The organism is Xanthovirga aplysinae, assembly GCF_009711365.1.
In the GTDB taxonomy this organism is placed as follows: Bacteria; Bacteroidota; Bacteroidia; order Cytophagales; family Cyclobacteriaceae; genus Xanthovirga; species Xanthovirga aplysinae.
Map to the genome: position 1 here is coordinate 1 of NZ_SMMB01000469.1, position 1,775 is coordinate 1,775.

Annotated in this window: 2 protein-coding genes; one reads left to right on the top strand and one right to left on the bottom strand. The window is 32.8% G+C overall.

Annotated features, from left to right (window positions below):
* Window positions 1-81 precede the first annotated feature (81 nt).
* Window positions 82-1,065, top strand: coding sequence for a hypothetical protein (locus E1171_RS01865; protein WP_155203512.1), 984 nt, complete (start codon window positions 82-84; stop codon window positions 1,063-1,065).
* 360 nt (window positions 1,066-1,425) lie between these two features.
* Here E1171_RS01865 and E1171_RS01870 read toward each other — a convergent pair whose 3' ends face one another.
* Entirely contained in the window at window positions 1,426-1,644 is a 219-nt protein-coding gene (locus E1171_RS01870) for a pinensin family lanthipeptide (protein ID WP_155203514.1), read from the bottom strand.
* Window positions 1,645-1,775: the final 131 nt, after the last annotated feature.

Consider the following 1,775-nt stretch of genomic DNA (forward strand, 5'->3'; position numbering starts at 1 on the left):
AAAATATTTTATGTATTTTTATTGCTACCGAAATGGTTTTTTAAACAAATTAGTTTGTTTTAATTTGAAAATATTTGATTAATGAAAAGGCAATTATTTTTTACAATATTTCTTTTTTTAGGGTTTACTAGTGTCCTTGGTCAAAATGTGGATAAGCAGGAAATTGATGGGATTGAAGATTTGGAATATCTGGAACGATTTATCAATAAAAAAGATAACCAACTAGAGGGTTTTAAGAAAAATTTAGCCATAATTAATAAACTCTTAATTATCATTGAAACCCATGCCCAGCTGGATTATTTTACCTTAGAAAAGGATGTGGACAAAATTAAATCTTTTTCTTCTTCTTCCGATAAAAAGGAGGTTTTAGCATCTTTTGAGAATCTAACAGATTATTTAGCCGAAGGAATTATCGAAATTTACCGAGCAGTTTCAACTACTGAGGCGGAAGTATTAGAAATTGAGGAAGCTATCCCTGATCCTTCCGCTTTATTGGACCAAATTCTTGTAATGGAGGACCTAAGATTTTTGGAGGCAGACAAAGGGATTGAACCTAAGGGGCTAACCAGTTTTCAGCAAAGTCTTTCGGTTGCCCAATTGGTTTCTAAAAGAGATAGTTTAATTACCGGGATTACTAAAGCTTTAGAAAAACAGGAGGATAAGCTTTCGAAGCAGGTTGCTCAATTAGAAGCGGATATCTTCCAGGCTAGTCGAAAAAGATTTGAATTGCATAATGTTTTAAAAAAGGAGCATGATAAAACGATTTTTCAATGGGGTTTCCCTGTATTTATAGCGTTTATTTTAACCATATTTTTGTTTCCCCTTTGGTTTTATTTCAAAAAGCAGGAGTCGGGCTCCGATGCTTTTGAGCAACTTTATAAATTGATTTATGGCAGTGGTTTAATTACTGAAATTGTTACCGTCTTTTTACTTACTTCGACCATACTTTTACTTGGCATTACTGAAAAATTGGAAAGTGAAATCCTAGGGACTCTTATTGGAGGTATTTCGGGTTATGTGCTTGGACGGTCGCTTAATGCCAAGAAAAAGGAGGAAATGGACTGATCTACTTTCCTGAAAGTTGGATTTAAGTTATGAGTAGGGTTAATTATCGCTAACAATAGCCTAATATATCCCATTAATGCTTAATTGTTTCCTATAAATAAATATTAATATATGGGTTTATACTTTATAAAATGGGATATCTTTAAAAAACTAAAGTTGAGTAGAGAAAAGTATTACATGGGTTTGTAATTGGGCTTATGGATAGGATATAGGGGCCTCCACCTAGTAGAAAGATACCTTTCCTCATACGGTATTACTTCCACTTTAAGGTGCTACTGGAAACAATTACGCATATTAGATAGGTGGAAAGAATTTTTTAACAACTCCCCTTTTCTTTGGCTTGGGGAGTTGTTAAAATTCTTATTCACAGCAACCTAGAAATTCTGTATCAGGAATGCAAGGAAGACTAGAAAGAATAGGCCCACAAGGAGAACTAGCATTACAAGGAAAATTGATTGAAAACTTACAAATGAAGGTTTCCAATCCCGCCCCCTTTACTGTATTTACTTTTTCATTTTGAAGGGATGTTACAAAGCTTTGTACTTCAATTTGTCCTAAGTTTAGTTTTTTCTTTTTCATGAAAAATAAAATTAAAAGATTACACTTTGATTAAAACAGAGGCTCCAAAAGAAGAAGGTTAAATTAAAGGAAATTGTTTTTTAAAAAATGGAATAAATAGTCATAGATTTCTTGAGGCTATTGGCTTGATT

Bases quoted from the DNA above. Each gene is read 5' to 3' on its own strand.
- E1171_RS01865 (WP_155203512.1), top strand. From the start codon at position 82: ATGAAAAGGCAATTATTTTTTACAATATTTCTTTTTTTAGGGTTTACT.
- E1171_RS01870 (WP_155203514.1), bottom strand. From the start codon at position 1,644: ATGAAAAAGAAAAAACTAAACTTAGGACAAATTGAAGTACAAAGCTTT.